Below are 16,188 nucleotides of genomic sequence, written 5' to 3' on the forward strand. Positions count from 1 at the left end.
CGAGTCAGAGAAGTGCATCGAGTCCACGCGCCAGATCGCCACGAATGTCGTCGAACGCCTCGAGGCCGACCGCCACGCGAATCAGCCCCTCACCGATCCCCGCGGCTTCCTTTTGTGCCTCGGAGAGACGCCCGTGGGTGGTGGTGCCTGGATGGGTGATGGTGCTCTTGACGTCACCCAGATTACCGGTGATCGAGAGCATGCGGGTGGCATCAATGACCGACCAGGCGGCCTCACGGCCCCCTTTCACCTCGAAGCCCAGCACCGCGCCAAAGCCAGTTTGCTGGCGACAAGCCAGCTCATGCTGCGGGTGGTCCGGCAAGCCACTGTAGTAAACCCGTGCCACCGCCGGGTGTCCCTGCAGCCACTCGGCAAGTGCCTGGGCATTCTCGCAGTGGGCTCGCATGCGCAGCGAGAGCGTCTCGAGACCCTTGGTAAAGATCCAGGCGTTGAACGGGCTCAGGCATGGCCCACAGGTACGCACCACGCCGAAGACCTCTTCGAGTTCCTTGTCGCGCCCCACGACGGCACCTCCTACCGCACGTCCCTGCCCGTCCAAGTACTTGGTGGCAGAATGGATCACCAGATCGGCCCCCAGCATCAGCGGTTTCTGCAATGCCGGCGTCAGGAAGCAGTTGTCGATGGCGAGCAGCGCCTGATTCCGGTGAGCGATCTCGGCGAGTGCCGCAATGTCGACCACTTCGGAAAGCGGATTGGAAGGCGTCTCAGCGAACAACAGGCGTGTATTCGGCGTGATTGCCGCCTCCCAGGCGGACAGATCGGAGAGCTCGACGTAGCGTGTGGTAATACCCAGCTTGCCGAAGTACTTGTCGAACAGGCTGACGGTGGAACCGAACAGCGAGCGTGAGGCGACGATTTCATCCCCGGCCTGCAGCAGTGCAAGCACGGTCGATAGAATCGCCGCCATGCCAGAGCTCGTCGCCACACAGCGCTCACCGCCTTCCAGCGCGGCAAGACGACGTTCGAAGGTGTGCACCGTGGGATTGGTGAAGCGGGAGTAGACGTTGCCCGGCTCTTCTCCCTTGAACTTGCGCGCCGCTTCCGCGGCACTGCCGTAGACGAAGCTCGACGTGGGGAAGATCGGCTCGCCGTGCTCCTGCTCATGTGTACGCTGATGGCCAGCACGAATCGCCAAGGTTTCCAGCGCCCAGCCGTCGTCTGGAGATGTTGTGTCATGCATGCTCGGCCACCTCAGTCGTCGATGTCGTCTTCCTGATTGTGCATGCCCACCAGGGCGTGGGCCCCGACGCTTAGTTGCTCCTTGGCAGCGTCGTTGCGCGAGGCCTCCAGTGCCGAGAGGTAGCTGTCGTCGATATCGCCGGTGATGTAGTTGCCATCGAACACCGAGCAGTCGAATCGCTCGAGTCCCGGGTTGACCTCGCGACAGGCAGCCTTGAGGTCCTCCAGATCCTGGTAGAAGATGCGATCGGCGCCGATCAGTTCACCCACTTCCGCTTCACTGCGGCCATGAGCAATCAATTCCGCAGCCGCCGGCATGTCGATACCGTAGACGTTAGGGTAGCGCACCGGCGGCGCCGCCGAGGCGAAGTAGACTTTGTTGGCCCCTGCATCGCGTGCCATCTGAATGATCTGCTTGCAGGTAGTACCGCGGACGATGGAGTCATCCACCAACAGCACGTTCTTGCCCTTGAACTCGACGCCGATGGCGTTGAGCTTCTGGCGCACCGATTTCTTGCGCTGGGTCTGGCCCGGCATGATGAAGGTGCGGCCGATGTAGCGATTCTTCATGAAGCCTTCGCGATACGTCACACCCAGATGCTGGGCCAGTTCCAGCGCCGAGGTACGCGAGGTGTCAGGAATCGGAATCACCACGTCGATGTCGTGCGCCGGCCACTCGCTGCGGATACGGTCGCCAAGCTTGCGCCCCATCTGCATGCGCGTGCCGTAGACATAGGCGCCGTCTAGAATCGAGTCGGGACGCGCCAGGTAGACGTGCTCGAAGATACACGGCGACAACCTTGGCGTATCAGCGCACTGCTGGGTATGAAACTCCCCCTCCATGTCGACGAAGATCGCTTCGCCCGGTGCCAGGTCGCGGTGCAGTTCGAAACCGCCAACGTCGAGCGCCACCGATTCAGAGGCGATCATCACCTCCTGACCATTGCCCTCGTCCCGGGTGCCGAACACGACAGGACGAATGCCGTTCGGATCGCGGAAGGCAACCAGACCGACGCCGTTGATGATCGCCACCGCGGCATAGCCGCCGCGGCAGCGGCGATGCACGCGACGCACCGCGTCGAAGATGTCGCCTGGGGCGAGATGCAGCCCCTGTTTGCCCAGCTCATGAGCGAAGACGTTGAGCAGTACTTCGGAATCCGAACTGGTATTGATGTGCCTAAGATCAGAAGAGAACAGCTCCTGCTTGAGCTGCTCGGAATTGGTCAGGTTGCCGTTGTGGGCCAGCGCGATGCCATACGGAGAGTTCACATAGAACGGCTGTGATTCCGCCTCGCTGGAGGAGCCCGCCGTGGGGTAGCGCACATGGCCGATGCCCAGGTTGCCCTGCAGTCGCGCCATGTGGCGCGTGTGGAACACATCGCGTACCAGGCCATTGCTCTTGCGCAGCAGAAAGCGCCCCTCGCTCCATGTCATCATGCCGGCGGCATCCTGGCCGCGATGCTGAAGCACCGTCAGGGCGTCATAGATCGCCTGGTTCACGGTCTGCTTGGCCAGAAGGCCGACGATACCGCACATTCCACCTTACCTCGCTTGCAGGGTGCCGACAGGGTCGGCAAAGAAGAATCCGTCGTTCACTGCGCATCGGCGGCGGGCTCGGGCATCTGCCCACCACGACGCTCGGGCAGGGAAATATTCCGCCAGCCCTCGGCGGCCTCGGGCACGCGCCCTTCCCAGGTCTCGAGCTGGCTCACGGCCCAGTCGCGCAGTTGCTCAAAGGTGGGCCGCAGCTCTGCATTCTGCCACGCCTGTAGCTGTGACAGGGGCGTCAGGCTGATCAGGATGGTGGCTACCACCAGTATGGCCGCACCGCGGGCGATACCGAAACAGGCACCGGCGACACGGTTGAAGAATCCCATCCCGACCCACTCCACGGCGGCATGGACCATGCGAATGACGATACCGCAAAGCAGTACCACACCAAGGATCACCAGCACGAAAGCCAGCACCAGCCGGCCATCGGGGTTGTCGATCAGACCGGACAGCAGGTCGGCCACCGGCTCGGCCAGCAGTCGGGCGGCCAGCAGCGCGATGATCCAGGCCGCGAGGCCCAGGCCTTCACGGACCAGCCCACGCATGAAGCCGGCCAGAGTCGAGACGGCCAGTACGGCGAGAAACCCCCAGTCGATCCAGCTCAGCGTCATGCGCTCACTCTCTCACTCGCACCAGCAGGCCCTGCAGGTTGACCCGCTCCTTGACGGCGCTCATGGCACGCTCACCGGACTCCGACGAGTCGAAGGGTCCCACGTAGACCGTGGTCATGTTGTTGTCACGCCGCCGGCTGTAGACGGGGAAGCCCTGTTCCTGCAACTGCGCCTGGAGCCGCTCGGCATTGCCCGGCTCGCCAAAGCTGCCCACTTGCACGGCCCATTCACCGCCGGGTGACGCGCTCACACTATTCACTTGTCGCTCGGCGCCTGAGGCTTCCGGCTGGCGACTCTCCTGCCGTTCCGACGCGGCCTGGGCCAGCTCGGCAATCGGATCCTCGCGGGGTGCCTCGGCCGACGGCTCCGCGTCGTTGCCCGTCTCTTCCTGGAGCGCCACGGCCGGCTCTGCATCGATCCGAGCTGCATCATCGGGCTCGGGCTCGACGTCTGCCATCGACGGCTGGGGCTCCACCCGCGCAGAGTTCGCCTCGGGACTCTGGATCTGTCCCAGGCTCGCCGGCGGCTGCGGATCAGGCACGTTACGCCGTTCCACCGGCACCGGCTGCTCGATTGTCAACACCGGCTGAGGGCGCTCATCGCGGGGAGCGGGCTCATCGAACAGCATCGGCACGAAGATTACCGCCAAGGCAATCAGAATGATGGCACCGCTGATTCGTTCGCGCATTCCGTACTTCATCACCCCTCCTGCCCCACTAAAACGCTTGCGCCTGCTTCCACGCCAGTATGGCCGCCACCGTGAAGAAGGAGCCGCACACCAATACGCGATCGTCCGGCGCCAGGCGCCCCGACAACCATTCGGCGCCAGCCTCGGGCGACTCGGCCTGGTAAGCGACATGCCCGCCTCGGTCGTCGATGCGCCGCGCCAGATCGGCGGCTGCCCGCGTCCGCTCTCCTGCCAGCGTCACGGCTACCCAGCCATCCGCCAGTTTGGCCAGCGCCTCGATGACGCCGTCGGCATCCTTGTCTGCGAGCATGCCTAGCAGCACCCAGGTACGACCGCGACATCGCTGAGTCGAGAGCCTCGCCGCAAGATAGCCCGCGGCATGCGGGTTATGCCCCACATCCAGGCACCATTGCCCCAGCCATTGCATCCGACCGGGTACCTGCAGCTCGCGCAAGGCCAACCGACAGCTCACTGGGTCGAGCACGACGCCGGCCGCCGTCAAGGCTTGCAGTGCCGTTGCCGCATTGTCCAGCGGCAGCCCCGGATCGGGCAAGTCTTCGAGACTGGGCAAGGCGCCGTCGACAGCGCTTCCCTGCCAGTCGAAGCGGCCGGAGGCGCCCGCTTGCCAGCGAAACTCCTGCCCCAGCGCCAAAACCGGAGCCCCACAGGCCTTGGCGTACTGGCGTACGCTGTCGGGAAGCTCGCGGCTACCCAGGATGGCGGGGCTCCCGGCGCGCATGATACCGGCCTTCTCACGGCCGATTCCCGCCAGGTCGGTGCCAAGGAAGGCGGCATGATCAAGAGCGATGGTAGTGATCACGGCGACGTCGGCATCGATGACGTTGACTGCATCCAGGCGGCCGCCAAGCCCCACTTCGAGGACCGCGAGATCCGGCGCGTGGCGGGCAATGGCCCAAAGCGCCGCCAGGGTTCCTGCCTCGAAGTAAGTCAGGCTGACGGGATCATCGGAAAGACGTGCTGCCTCGACGGCTTCGAAGCCGGCAATGAGCGTGGCGTCATCAGCCTCGGCACCGTCGAGACGCAGCCTCTCGTTGTAACGCAGCAGATGCGGCGAAGTATAGGCGGCCGTAGTCAAGCCGTGCGCCCTGGCCAACGCTTCGATCATGGCAACGGTCGACCCCTTGCCATTGGTTCCGGCGACCGTGATCACCCGCGGCGCCAGGCGCTGGGACAGCAGCCCAATGCGACGGGCTACCTCGGCCACCCTATCGAGGCCAAGGTCGATGCCCACCGGATGGATCCGCTCCAGGTAATCGAGCCAGGCCTCCAGGCTACGAGACGGAATCGAAGGCATCACGAGCAATCAGCGCGCCGGGTCGCCACGATCGAGGTTATCCTGAGATTCAGCCTCTTCCGGCGCCCCCGGATCGGCCGCTCCCATGTACTCGCCTTCTTCCACCTCTGCTCGCTCTGCCTCATCGACCAGGTCCGGCTCGAGGGGCTCGGGAGGCTCCAGGCCCTGAGGAGGCTGGTGGGTGAGCTTGCGCAGCACGCTACCGAGACGGGCACGCATTTCGCCCCGGGCCACGATCATATCCACCGTGCCATGCTCGAGCAGGAACTCGCTGCGCTGGAAGCCTTCGGGGAGCTTCTCTCGCACGGTCTGCTCGATGACGCGAGGGCCGGCGAAGCCGATCAGGGCATTGGGCTCGGCCACGTTGAGATCGCCGAGCATGGCCAGCGACGCCGAAACGCCACCGAAAACCGGATCGGTCAGCACCGAGATGTAGGGCACGCCGGCCTCACGCAGGCGCTCCAGCGCCGCCGAGGTCTTGGCCATCTGCATCAGCGAGAACAACGCCTCCTGCATCCGCGCCCCACCCGAAGCGGAGAAGCAGACGAAAGGAATACGCTCTTCGAGCGCCAGGCTGGCCGCACGCACGAACTTCTCACCCACCACGGCGCCCATGGAGCCGCCCATGAAGGTGAACTCGAAGGCCACCACGACCACCGGCAGGCCGTCCAGCGTTCCGCGCATGGCCACCAGGGCATCCTTCTCGCCGGTCTCCTTCTGAGCCGCGCCAAGGCGATCCTTGTACTTCTTCGAATCGCGGAACTTGAGCCGATCCACCGGCTCCAGGTCGGCCGAGATCTCCTCCCGCCCTTCCTTGTCGAGGAACCAGTCGAGTCGCTTGCGCGCCGTCAACCGCAGGTGGTGGTCGCACTTGGGACAGACGTTGTGATGCTTCTCCAGTTCGGGCAGGTAGAGCACCGCCTCGCACTTCGGGCACTTGCGCCACAGGCCGTCGGGCACACTGGCCCGCCGGTCCTTGCGCTGAATCCGCCCCATGGAGGGAACAATCTTGTCGAGCCAGCTCATGTCAGAAAGACTTCCGTATGCTGTTGCGCCCGGCGGTACCGGGCGTCATGAGTCGAAATCGTGGGCAAGGGCAAGCCCCAAGGCTAGCGCGCTGGTAGCGCATCCAGGGCCTGGCGCATCTCACCGAGAATCGCCTTGAGCTCTTCGGCAATCGCGTCCGGCTGCTCGGCGTGCTCGGCGATACGACTGACCAGGGCGCTTCCAACGATGACACCATCGGCAACCTTGCCGACTTCGGCGGCCGAGGCACCGTCACGAATGCCGAAACCGACGCACAGCGGCAGCTCGGTCAGACCACGCAGCGGCGCCAAGTGCTCGGCAACATCCGCGGCGTTGAGCGTGGCGGCCCCGGTCACCCCCTTGAGCGCAACATAGTAGAGGTAACCCTCGCCATGGGCGCATATTGTAGCGGCCCGCTCCTGCGAAGTGGTAGGGGCGACCAGAAAGATCGACGCCAGGCCCTTCTGCTCGAGGATGGGGCCGAACTCATCGGCCTCTTCGGGCGGCATGTCCACGGTCAGCACACCATCGATGCCGGCGTCAGCGGCCTGCGCGGCGAAAGCCTCGAGGCCGATGCGCTCGACCGGATTGAGATACCCCATCAGCACGACCGGAGTCTGAGCATCACGCTGACGGAATTCGCGCACCATCTCGAACAGATGGGTGAGGCGGACGCCGTGCTTGAGCGCTCGCTCGCAGGCCTTCTGGATCACCGGGCCATCGGCCATCGGGTCGGAGAAAGGCACCCCCAGTTCGATCACGTCGGCACCCGCCTCCACCAAGGCATGCATGAAGCCGACGGTGTGCTGGGGCGCTGGATCGCCGGCAGTGATATAGGGGATCAGTGCGCGACGCCCCTGGGCCTTGAGTTCGGCGAAGCGTGCATCGATTCGATTCATCGTCAAAACTCCAGGCCGTCGATCTTGGCCACCGTCATGATGTCCTTGTCGCCGCGGCCGGAAAGGTTGACCACGATATTCTGGTCGGGCCGCATGGTGGGTGCCAGCACCTTGGCATGCGCCAGGGCATGGGCCGATTCCAGCGCCGGCATGATGCCCTCGATACGGGTCAGCTCGCGGAACGCCTCGAGAACGGCGTCGTCGTTGGCGGCCACGTACTGCACCCGGCCAACGTCTTTCCACAGCGCGTGCTCCGGCCCTACACCGGGATAATCGAGGCCGGCCGAGATCGAGTGGGTGTCGGAGACCTGGCCGCCCTCGTCGGACATCAGATAGGTGCGATTGCCGTGCAGCACGCCGCGCGGCGCATTGGACGCCAGCGGCGCCGCATGGCGTCCGGTATCGACGCCGTCGCCGCCGGCTTCGACGCCGTACATGGCGACATCATCGTCCTCGACGAAGGGATAGAACAGCCCCATGGCATTGGAGCCGCCGCCGACGCAGGCGACCAGCGCATCGGGCAGCTTGCCGAACTCCTCCAGCGACTGGCGGCGCGCCTCGCGGCCAACCACGGCGTTGAAGTCGCGCACCAGCATGGGATACGGATGCGGCCCGGCCACCGTGCCGATAATGTAGAAGGTGTCGTCGACGTTGGTGACCCAGTCGCGCAGCGCCTCGTTCATGGCATCCTTTAGCGTGCGGGTGCCGGACTCGACGGGAATCACCTTGGCCCCGAGCAGGCGCATGCGGTAGACGTTGAGCTTCTGGCGCTGCACGTCCTCGGCGCCCATGTAGACCTCGCACTTGAGCCCCAGACGGGCTGCGACCGTGGCCGTGGCCACGCCGTGCTGACCGGCCCCGGTCTCGGCAATCACCCGCGGCTTGCCGCTCATCTTGGCCAGCAGTGCCTGGCCGATGGTGTTGTTCACCTTGTGCGCGCCGGTGTGGTTGAGGTCTTCGCGCTTGAGCCAGATCCGTGCCCCACCCAGCTTCTTCGACCATCGCTCCGCATGGTAGAGCGGAGAAGGACGACCCACGTAGTGGGCCAGGTCATAGTCGAATTCGGCCTGGAAGTCCGGATCGTCACGAAGACGCATATAGGTCTTCTCCAGATCGTCCAGGGCGAAGCTCAGGGTCTCCGAGACGAACCGGCCGCCATAGGGACCGAAGTGGCCGCGGGCGTCCGGCAGTCGGGTCAGGTCACTGAACTTGCTCACTAAAGACACCTCATAGGGTCGCCATAAGGGACAGGGAATTGGATCGGGTTCGGGCAGAAGACGCTCATGCCAGGCGCTTACGATCCGCCTCGGTCACCGCTGCGGCGAACGCAGACAGCAGGCGCGGATCCTTGCAGCCGGGTTCGGCCTCCACGCCACCGGAAATATCTACCGCGAAGGGGCGCACGCGCTCGATGGCGCCGGCGACGTTGTCCGCCGTCAGCCCACCCGCGAGAATAACAGGTTTTGCCAGGCTTGCGGGGATTCGCGACCAGTCGAAGGTTTCCCCGGTACCGCCCGGCACCCCCGGGCGATAAGCATCGAGCAGCAACGCCTGGGCGCTTTCAAAAGACGCGGCGGCGGCATGCAGATCGAGATCGTCGCGCATGCGCAGCGCCTTGATCCAGGGCCGGCCGAAACCGGAACAGAACGCCGGCGTCTCGTCGCCGTGGAACTGCAGCAGATCGAGGTGCTCGGCACAGCGCGCGATGAGCTCGGGGTCCTGATCGACGAATAGCCCCACCCGAGTGACGAATGCCGGCACCTGGGCTGCCAGTGCGGCAAGGCGCTCCTCGCCGACACAGCGCTTGCTGCCGGGCCAGAGCACGAAGCCCAGGGCATCGGCTCCGGCAGCCACGGCATCGGCCACGTCCTGCTCGCGGGTCATGCCACAGAACTTGATGCGGGTGCGCATCGGCGGACAGGCTACCTTCATGACTCGTCCTCCTTCGCCATGGGCGCCTTGCCCGCTGCTTCGGCCACGGGCCGGCCCCGGCGAAATTCGACCATGGGACACGCGGGCAGTTCGCGCTCGCCGGTCCACTCACCCAGAAAGGCCAGCAGGTTCGGCCCCAGCGGCTCCTGCGGCAACCCCCAGGCCTCGTCATATAGCGAGTCGACGAAGTGCAGGCCACAAGCCGGCGCAGTGACATCGGAAAGGGTACGATCCTTGAGCGCCAGCAGCTCGGCCAAGTAGCCATCGCCTTGCTCGCCGCGCCCCACCGTGACCAGTGCCCCGACGATGTTGCGGATCATGTGGTGCAGGAAGGCATTGCCCTGCACGTCGACGACGACTAGCGGGCCGTGGCGATGCACCTCGATAAAGTGCAGGTGGCGCCAGGGCGTCTTCGATTGGCAGCCCGCCGCCCGGAAGCTGGAAAAATCGTGTTCCCCCACCAGCGCCTGGGCCGCGCGATGCATGGTGTCGGCGTCCAGCGGATCCCGGCACCAGGTGACATTGGCACGTTCCAGCACCGGCCGGCTGGGCTGGTTGAGGATGAGGTAGCGGTAACGCCGTGCCAGCGCCTTGAAACGGGCGTGGAACGCCTCGGGAACTTCGCGCACCCAGCGCACGGCGATGTCGCGCGCCAGATTGGCGTTGACACCGAACACCCAGGCCTTCTGCGAACGGGGCGCCGGCGCATCGAAGTGCACGATCTGGCGGGTGGCGTGCACACCGGAATCGGTGCGCCCACTGGCGTGTATCGTAATTGGCTGGCTCGCCACCTTGGAGAGCGCCCGCTCCAGTTCGGCCTGCACCGAGGGAGCGTGCTTGAGCCGCTGCCAGCCACAGTAGGCGCTGCCGTCATACTCCACCCCCATGGCCAGGCGGCCACTCAAGGGGCGACGATCATCGAGAGGTCGGAACAGGGTCATGCCACCGTCAGAGTCGATTGTGTGTGAGCAATGCTTGCGCCTCGTCACGCAGGCGGGAATCTTCCGCCCCGTCACGCAGACGCTGCAGCATCGCACGAGCGCGCTCCACCTCACCGGCATCCAGCAGCCGGCGGGCCTCATTCAGCTCGCCGCGCCAGTCAGGCTCGCTTGGGGCTGCACCATTATCCCGGTCCAACGGCGGGAAGGCCACCTCCTCGACTTCCCATTCGGCCTCGTTCGCCTGATCGTCGGGACGATCCATCGCCTCGGCCTTCTGCTCGGCGCTGCCGGCCGCGCTGATTCGTGGGAACTCGACGCTGGGCTGCATCGGCGTCTCTTCACGTGCAGGCGGCTCCGGATCCAGGCTGGGTGGTTGATAGTCGATCGTACGCCATTCCAACGTCTCGCTGCGCCGGGTTGGCGAGGCGTGTCCCGCGCCGGTGTCGGTCGAAGCCTCATCGTCATCTTTATGCGGCGTGACACCCGGGGCCTTGGGCGACGCCGCCTTCTCACGGAGCGCCTGCTGATCAGACCTCGACTCCCCGCTGTCGGCAGGAGTCGAGGAGGGAAAGTCGGCATGCTCACGCTCGGCCGCTGCCGAGGGCTCGTCTCGCTCTGCGGTATCCTCCGGGAGATCGCCCTGCTCCCGCACTTCTGGCTCGGCCAGGGGTCGCGGCGACTCTGAGCGGCTCGACAGGGAGTCAGTCTCCGGCGAAGGGGGCTGATGCTTGGCCAGCAGCCGCCCTGCTTCGGCCACCAGGGCGGCATCGCCGGTCTCGGCCAGCCGCTGCGCCTCTTGCTCTGCCGCCTGTCGCTCACCCTGCTCTACGTGCACATTGAGCAACTTCAGGCGCAAATCGTGCCGCTCGGGATCGCGCGCCAGCCCTGCCTCCAATAACTCTCTGGCCTGATCGAAGCGACCATAGGCCATGAAGATGTCCGCCTCACTGATCGCCTCGGCCTGAGGCATGATATTGCGCGGCACCTCCTCCTGAGAGGACTCGGCTTCACTGACGCTCATTCCCCTGACGCCAGGAGATAGTGGCTCGGCTGGAGCGTTCGGCGGCACCACTGTGTCGGCTGGAGGAATGCCATGCACCATGTTCGGCATGGTACGACTTCCCATCGTCGACGCGGCCTCACGGCGCTGACGCCGGCGAACGAAGAGCCAGAGCCCTAGCAGCGCCGCCAGCCCCGCGCCGCCCAGGATGAGGTTGCGATCTATGGCCACCGGATAGGCCGCCCCCCACCATGACGCATCGGCATCAGACTCGGTCTCGCGCTGCACGATCACGCTGGTTCCCGTCGCCTCGCCACTTGCACCCTCGCTCAGCAGCGCACTGAGCTGTTCCCGCATGGCCTCGACCTCGTCGCGCAGGCCACCCAACTCGTGCTGCAAGGCATCACGCTCCCTCTGAACCTGTTCCAGAGCGGCACGGCTCTCCTCCCAGCGCTGTTCGAGCAGTGCGAGTCGAGGATCGCTCCCGCCGACGGCCAGCTCGCCAGCCCCCAGCGTTGCCAACACCTCCGCATCAAGAACGTCTTGGGCATACTCGCCTTTTTCTTCGACAGCGGATGCCGATCGCCCCCCATCCCTGGCCACGCCCATCGCGGCCTCGGCAGCCAACTCCTCATCGCTGAGCAGCGTCAGGCGCGGTGCGGCAGAGGCTTCGCCTGCCGTAGCACCGGCGACATCGTCTTGTTCGGTCGCTTGCGACCGACCTGGCGCTGTGGAAGTCTCGGCCACCGCTTGCACTGCCGCAGCAGCAGTGGCGGACGCCTCGACACTGTCACCAACCGCAGCATCTGGCGCCAGGGAAACGCGAGCCGGCGCACCGCTACCACGGCTCGCCCAGGCCTGATTCATGGCCTGAACGATGTTGGTTGCCTCTTGTGCAGAGCGCGCCGCAATGGCCTCGCGCGACGGCACGTCCAGCGTATGGCCGGCGCGCATGGCGTTGATGTTGCCTGAAGGGAAAACGTCGGGATTGGCTTCGACCAACGCCACCATCATCTGGTCCATGCTGATCCCACTATCCGGGCGCAGCCGCCCGGCAACCGACCATAGGGTATCGCCACTGTCGACCCAGGCGCTCTCCTCCACCGGACGCCGCCCATCCGCAGGCGCCACGGCCACTTGTGAGGCAACGGGCGCGGACTCCGCCACCTGCGTTTCGACGGCGGGACTTGCAGGCTGGCGCCCAGAACCGCTCACCAGCACTGGCATGCTGTCATAGCCAGGCGGGTCAAGCAGCAGCGTCATTTCTCTCAGCTGACGACCCGCTGGCCAGTCGAAGCGCAGCAGCAGGTCCATCCAAGGCTCCCGGACCGCATTCTCGCTGGAGAGGGTCACGACCCAGCGTCCCTGGCGAACCTCTACGTCGGCTCGCACGCTGGCCGCCAAGGGAGTGCGCGAAAGCCCCGCGGACTCGAACTCCTGAGGCCCCGCCACACTGACTCGCAGCCGCTCGGGGTCGAGCCCTTGCGTATCGGTGAGTGGAATGACGGCACGTAGCGGTGCATTGAGGGAGGAGCGCACTTCGACCTCCCCCACGCCCAGTGCCAGTACCAGAGGGCTTGCGGTCGAAAGCGCCAGCAGCATGGCTGATGTCAACTTGCGTCTCATTGGTTTCCCTTGCATTGCCGCCTGCCTTCAAGGCGCCCGGTTGCTGTGCTGCCCGGGGCAGGTTCGAATATCTACCATATCCTCGTACCGCGTGCTGCACGGCGATGTCCAGTGCAGCATTCTTCCCCGGTCAGCACAGCGTCTGCATGCCCATAGAAAACGGGGCATCTCCCGCAGGAGATGCCCCGTTGACGGCAACTGCGAGACGATCACTGCTCGCGCAGGATCTTCAGCATGCGCTTGAGCGGTTCGGCAGCGCCCCACAGCAACTGGTCGCCCGCAGTGAAGGCGGAAAGGTACTCGCCGCCCATGTTCAGCTTGCGCAGGCGACCCACCGGAACACTCAGGGTGCCGGTAACGACCGAAGGCGTCAGCCCTGCAATGGTGGCCTCCTTGTCGTTGGGGATCACCTTGACCCACTCGTTGTGCTTGGCGATGCGCTCCTCGATTTCATCTATCGGCACATCTTTCTTCAACTTGATGGTAAATGCCTGGCTGTGCGAACGCATGGCACCGATACGCACACAGAGACCGTCGATGGGAACCGGGTTATCCTGGATGCCCAGGATCTTGTTGGTCTCGACGCTGCCCTTCCACTCCTCGCGGCTCTGGCCGTTGTCGAGCTTGGTGTCGATCCACGGGAGCAGGCTGCCCGCGAGCGGTGCGGTGAAGTTATCGATCGGGAAGTCGCCACCGCGCATGGCCTGAGTGACCTTGCGGTCGATGTCGAGAATGGCGCTGGCGGGATCGTCCAGCTCATCGGCGACGCTGTCACGCAACGCGCCCATCTGCAGCAGCAGCTCGCGCATATGCTTGGCACCGGAACCGGAGGCGGCCTGGTAGGTCATGGAGGTCATCCATTCGATCAGGTCGGCCTCGAACAGGCCACCCAGCCCCATCAGCATCAGGCTGACGGTACAGTTGCCACCAACGAAGGTCTTGGCGCCGCGTGCCAGCTGCTCATCGATGACGCGACGGTTGACCGGGTCGAGCACGATGGTCGCCTCATCCTCCATGCGCAGTGTGCTGGCGGCGTCGATCCAGTAGCCCTTCCAACCACTGCCGCGCAGATCGCCGTAGACCTGCTTGGTGTAATCGCCGCCCTGACAGGTGATCACCACATCCAGCGCCTTGAGCTCTTCGATGTCGGTGGCATCTTTCAGCGGAGGCACGTCCACGCCGACGTCGGGGCCGGCCTGACCGACCTGGGAGGTGGTGAAGAAGATCGGCTCGATGCCGTCGAAATCTCCATCCTCCTGCATGCGCTGCATGAGCACGGAGCCCACCATGCCACGCCATCCGACGAAACCGACTTTCAACATGTGAAGTCCTCCTGGAAAGAATGAGGCCAATAGTATACACGACCCGGGCTCACCTCGCAGGCGAGCCCGGGCGCAGGGTAACGACAGTGGAATGCGTTGGCGTTCAGAGCGCCTCGAAGGCCGCCAGCACCGCGTCGCCCATCTCGACGGTGGACACGGTGCGCGTACCTTCTGAAGCAATATCCGCGGTCCGCAGGCCGTCGTCCAGCACTTTCCCCACGGCGTCTTCGATACGCTGGGCGAGGTCCGGCTCGGCGAGCGAATAGCGCAGCATCATCGCCACCGAGAGGATGGTCGCCAGCGGGTTGGCAACGTTCTTGCCGGCAATGTCCGGCGCGCTGCCGTGGCACGGCTCGTACATGCCCTGGCCGCTCTCGTTGAGCGAGGCCGAGGGCAACATGCCAATAGAGCCGGTGAGCATGGCGGCGGCATCGGAGAGGATGTCGCCGAACATGTTGCCGGTGACCATCACGTCGAACTGCTTGGGCGCACGCACCAGCTGCATGGCGGCATTGTCGACGTACATGTGCGAGAGCTCTACGTCGGGATATTCCGGCGCCAGCCTCTCCATCACCTCGCGCCACAGGATCGTGACCTCAAGCACGTTGGCCTTGTCGACGCTGCACAGGCGCTTGCCGCGCTTCTGCGCCAGCTCGAAGGCGACCCGGCCGATACGCTCGATCTCGCTCTCTGAGTAGACGTAGGTGTTGAAGCCAACTCGCTGGCCGTCGCGCACCTCGATGCCGCGGGGCTGGCCGAAATAGATGCCGCCGGTAAGCTCACGCACGATCATGATGTCGAGCCCGGCCACGAGCTCGGGCTTGAGACTGGAGGCGCTAGCCAGTTGCGGGTAGGTGATGGCCGGGCGCAGGTTGGCGAACAGGCCGAGGTTCTTGCGCAGGCCGAGCAGTCCCTTCTCGGGGCGCTTGGCCAGGTCCTCGAGCTTGTCCCACTTGGGGCCGCCCACGGCGCCGAGCAGGATAGCGTCGGCGACTTTGGCCTTGTCCAGGGTGACGGCGGGCAGCGGCTCACCGTGCTCGTCATAGGCGCTACCACCCACGAGCGCCTCCTCCACCTCGACGTCAAGGCCGCGGGCCTGGCAGGCGGCCAGGATGCGGCTCGCCTGGGCGGTGATCTCGGGGCCGATGCCGTCACCCGGCAGTACCAGAATCTTGCGTGTCATCGTAGCTTCCTTGGTTGACTACCACCGTCGCAAGCGGGGCGCCGAGGGCAGGCCGAAGAGGAGGGCTTTTGCCATGGATGGCAAAAGTAGCGCCCAGGGATGGGTTCACAGCGCCTCCTCGCAGGCCTGCCGCCGGATCAGCTCCTCGGAGTGCCAAAGGCAAGCTTGAGTTAAGAGGCGACCACTTGCCAGCCGCCTAATCAGCCCCTCACCGACGGATGTAAAGAAAAGGTCTTGTCAGGCCTGAGCACCATCACGAAACAGCCATGGCCTCTCGGCACGGTGGCGCTGCTCGAAGGCGCGAATGGCGTCCTCGTCCTGCAGCGTGATGCCGATGTCGTCCAGGCCCTCGAGCAGGCAGTGCTTGCGGAAGGCATCGACCTCGAACTGAAGAATCTCGCCCGAGGGCGTGATCACCCGCTGGTTCTCGAGGTCCACGTCGAGACGGTAACCTTCGCTGGCCTCCACCTCGCGGAACAGGCGATCCACGGTCTCTTCCGGCAGCGTGATCAGCAACAGGCCGTTCTTGAAGGCGTTGTTGTAGAAGATGTCGGCAAAGCTCGGCGCGATCACCACGCGGAAGCCGAAGTCTTCCAGCGCCCAGGGCGCGTGCTCGCGAGAGCTGCCGCAGCCGAAATTGCGCCGCGCGAGCAGCACGCTCGCCCCTTGATAGCGCGGCTGGTTGAGCACGAAATCGGGGTTGAGCGGACGCTGGGAAACGTCCTGACCGGGCTGTCCCTCGTCGAGGTAGCGCAGCTCGTCGAACAGGTTGACGCCGAAGCCGGTGCGCTTGATCGACTTCAGGAACTGCTTGGGAATGATCAGGTCGGTGTCGACATTGGCCCGGTCGAGCGGTGCGACGAGCCCTTCAGTGCGTTCGAATTTCCTCATGGC

General features: G+C 65.0%; 14 protein-coding genes. All 14 read right to left on the reverse strand.

The window, feature by feature from the left end:
- Window positions 1-4: 4 nt before the first annotated feature.
- Window positions 5-1,201, reverse strand: coding sequence for an O-succinylhomoserine sulfhydrylase (locus KPL81_RS09885; RefSeq protein ID WP_219791746.1), 1,197 nt, complete (start codon window positions 1,199-1,201; stop codon window positions 5-7).
- A gap of 11 nt (window positions 1,202-1,212) precedes the next feature.
- Entirely contained in the window at window positions 1,213-2,736 is a 1,524-nt protein-coding gene (gene purF / locus KPL81_RS09890) for an amidophosphoribosyltransferase (protein WP_219791748.1), read from the reverse strand.
- Between the two features lie 56 nt (window positions 2,737-2,792).
- Window positions 2,793-3,362 carry a CvpA family protein gene (locus KPL81_RS09895; RefSeq protein ID WP_219791750.1) on the reverse strand — a complete coding sequence of 190 codons (570 nt, stop codon included), beginning with the start codon at window positions 3,360-3,362 and terminating at the stop codon, window positions 2,793-2,795.
- A 4-nt stretch (window positions 3,363-3,366) separates the two neighbouring features.
- Window positions 3,367-4,062 (reverse strand): SPOR domain-containing protein, encoded by a 696-nt coding sequence (locus KPL81_RS09900; protein WP_219791751.1) that lies wholly within the window; start codon window positions 4,060-4,062, stop codon window positions 3,367-3,369.
- A 16-nt stretch (window positions 4,063-4,078) separates the two neighbouring features.
- Window positions 4,079-5,365: a bifunctional tetrahydrofolate synthase/dihydrofolate synthase gene (gene folC, locus KPL81_RS09905; RefSeq protein ID WP_219791753.1), complete on the reverse strand. Its 1,287-nt coding sequence runs from the start codon at window positions 5,363-5,365 to the stop codon at window positions 4,079-4,081.
- 9 nt (window positions 5,366-5,374) lie between these two features.
- The gene (gene accD / locus KPL81_RS09910; RefSeq protein ID WP_219791755.1) at window positions 5,375-6,391 is read right to left on the reverse strand and encodes an acetyl-CoA carboxylase, carboxyltransferase subunit beta; all 1,017 of its coding nucleotides are present in this window, start codon (window positions 6,389-6,391) and stop codon (window positions 5,375-5,377) included.
- 83 nt (window positions 6,392-6,474) lie between these two features.
- A complete protein-coding gene (trpA, locus tag KPL81_RS09915; protein ID WP_219791757.1) occupies window positions 6,475-7,290 on the reverse strand; it encodes a tryptophan synthase subunit alpha in 816 nt (271 codons plus the stop codon).
- A 2-nt stretch (window positions 7,291-7,292) separates the two neighbouring features.
- Window positions 7,293-8,507, reverse strand: a complete 1,215-nt coding sequence (gene trpB, locus KPL81_RS09920) for a tryptophan synthase subunit beta (protein WP_219791758.1) — start codon at window positions 8,505-8,507, stop codon at window positions 7,293-7,295.
- A gap of 64 nt (window positions 8,508-8,571) precedes the next feature.
- Complete coding sequence (locus KPL81_RS09925) at window positions 8,572-9,222, reverse strand: phosphoribosylanthranilate isomerase (protein WP_219791760.1); 651 nt, start codon at window positions 9,220-9,222, stop codon at window positions 8,572-8,574.
- Window positions 9,219-10,163: a tRNA pseudouridine(38-40) synthase TruA gene (gene truA / locus KPL81_RS09930; protein WP_219791762.1), complete on the reverse strand. Its 945-nt coding sequence runs from the start codon at window positions 10,161-10,163 to the stop codon at window positions 9,219-9,221. Before truA ends, KPL81_RS09925 begins: the two co-directional genes overlap by 4 nt.
- A gap of 7 nt (window positions 10,164-10,170) precedes the next feature.
- Window positions 10,171-12,777 carry a FimV/HubP family polar landmark protein gene (locus KPL81_RS09935; RefSeq protein ID WP_219791764.1) on the reverse strand — a complete coding sequence of 869 codons (2,607 nt, stop codon included), beginning with the start codon at window positions 12,775-12,777 and terminating at the stop codon, window positions 10,171-10,173.
- Window positions 12,778-12,998: 221 nt separating this feature from the next.
- The gene (gene asd / locus KPL81_RS09940; RefSeq protein WP_219791766.1) at window positions 12,999-14,111 is read right to left on the reverse strand and encodes an aspartate-semialdehyde dehydrogenase; all 1,113 of its coding nucleotides are present in this window, start codon (window positions 14,109-14,111) and stop codon (window positions 12,999-13,001) included.
- A 103-nt stretch (window positions 14,112-14,214) separates the two neighbouring features.
- Window positions 14,215-15,294, reverse strand: a complete 1,080-nt coding sequence (gene leuB, locus KPL81_RS09945) for a 3-isopropylmalate dehydrogenase (protein ID WP_219791767.1) — start codon at window positions 15,292-15,294, stop codon at window positions 14,215-14,217.
- Between the two features lie 237 nt (window positions 15,295-15,531).
- The gene (gene leuD, locus KPL81_RS09950; RefSeq protein WP_219791769.1) at window positions 15,532-16,185 is read right to left on the reverse strand and encodes a 3-isopropylmalate dehydratase small subunit; all 654 of its coding nucleotides are present in this window, start codon (window positions 16,183-16,185) and stop codon (window positions 15,532-15,534) included.
- Between the last annotated feature and the right edge of the window lie 3 nt (window positions 16,186-16,188).

Origin of the sequence: Billgrantia antri, assembly GCF_019430905.1 — a bacterium.
GTDB lineage: Bacteria > Pseudomonadota > Gammaproteobacteria > Pseudomonadales > Halomonadaceae > Halomonas > Halomonas antri.

Bases quoted from the DNA above. Each gene is read 5' to 3' on its own strand.
- leuD (WP_219791769.1), bottom strand. From the start codon at position 16,185: ATGAGGAAATTCGAACGCACTGAAGGGCTCGTCGCACCGCTCGACCGG.
- KPL81_RS09895 (WP_219791750.1), bottom strand. From the start codon at position 3,362: ATGACGCTGAGCTGGATCGACTGGGGGTTTCTCGCCGTACTGGCCGTC.
- asd (WP_219791766.1), bottom strand. From the start codon at position 14,111: ATGTTGAAAGTCGGTTTCGTCGGATGGCGTGGCATGGTGGGCTCCGTG.
- KPL81_RS09900 (WP_219791751.1), bottom strand. From the start codon at position 4,062: ATGAAGTACGGAATGCGCGAACGAATCAGCGGTGCCATCATTCTGATT.
- accD (WP_219791755.1), bottom strand. From the start codon at position 6,391: ATGAGCTGGCTCGACAAGATTGTTCCCTCCATGGGGCGGATTCAGCGC.
- truA (WP_219791762.1), bottom strand. From the start codon at position 10,163: ATGACCCTGTTCCGACCTCTCGATGATCGTCGCCCCTTGAGTGGCCGC.
- purF (WP_219791748.1), bottom strand. From the start codon at position 2,736: ATGTGCGGTATCGTCGGCCTTCTGGCCAAGCAGACCGTGAACCAGGCG.
- KPL81_RS09925 (WP_219791760.1), bottom strand. From the start codon at position 9,222: ATGAAGGTAGCCTGTCCGCCGATGCGCACCCGCATCAAGTTCTGTGGC.
- trpA (WP_219791757.1), bottom strand. From the start codon at position 7,290: ATGAATCGAATCGATGCACGCTTCGCCGAACTCAAGGCCCAGGGGCGT.
- folC (WP_219791753.1), bottom strand. From the start codon at position 5,365: ATGCCTTCGATTCCGTCTCGTAGCCTGGAGGCCTGGCTCGATTACCTG.
- KPL81_RS09885 (WP_219791746.1), bottom strand. From the start codon at position 1,201: ATGCATGACACAACATCTCCAGACGACGGCTGGGCGCTGGAAACCTTG.
- leuB (WP_219791767.1), bottom strand. From the start codon at position 15,294: ATGACACGCAAGATTCTGGTACTGCCGGGTGACGGCATCGGCCCCGAG.